The 700-nt window shown below is 68.9% G+C and carries 1 protein-coding gene; it reads left to right on the forward strand.

Annotated features, from left to right (window positions below; genetic code table 11):
• On the forward strand, positions 1-618 hold a 618-nt coding region (locus WS62_RS26600), incomplete at its 5' end, for a phage terminase large subunit family protein (protein ID WP_442855106.1).
• Positions 619-700: the final 82 nt, after the last annotated feature.

Below are 700 nucleotides of genomic sequence, written 5' to 3' on the forward strand. Positions count from 1 at the left end.
CGCTGCATGGTCGACTCGTGGGAAGAATGGGCGGACGACTTCTCGCCGCTGCTGCTGCGGCCGTTCGGTCATCGCGAGGTGTGGGTCGGCTACGATCCGGCGCTCACGGGCGATTCGGCGGGCCTCGTCGTCGTGGCGCCGCCGCGCGTCGACGGCGGCGCCTTCCGCGTGCTCGAACGTCACCAGTTCCGCGGCAACGACTTCGAAGAGCAGGCCGCGGCGATCGAGGCGATCACGCAGCGCTACAACGTCGGCTACATCGCGATCGACACCACGGGCATGGGCCAGGGCGTCTACCAGCTCGTGTGCAAATTCTTCCCGGCCGCCGTCGCGCTGAACTACTCGCCCGAGGTGAAAACCCGCCTCGTGCTCAAGGGCCAGTCCGTCATCCGCAACGGCCGCCTGCAATTCGACGCGGGGTGGATCGATCTGGCCGCGTCGTTCATGGCGATCAAACAGACGATGACGGCAAGCGGCCGCCAATCCACCTACACCGCGGGCCGCAACGACGAGACGGGCCACGCCGACCTGGCGTGGGCCTGCCTGCACGCGATCGACCGCGAGCCGCTCGCCGGCGGCGGCATTCATTCTTCTTCTTTCACGGAGTTTTACTCATGAGCAAGCGCCGATCGCGCGCGCCGCGCACGTTCGCGGCCGCGCCCAATTCGAGCGCCGGCAGCGCCGCGCCGGCGCGCGCCGA

Origin of the sequence: Burkholderia sp. ABCPW 14, assembly GCF_001523835.1 — a bacterium.
Classification (GTDB): Bacteria; Pseudomonadota; Gammaproteobacteria; order Burkholderiales; family Burkholderiaceae; genus Burkholderia; species Burkholderia mayonis.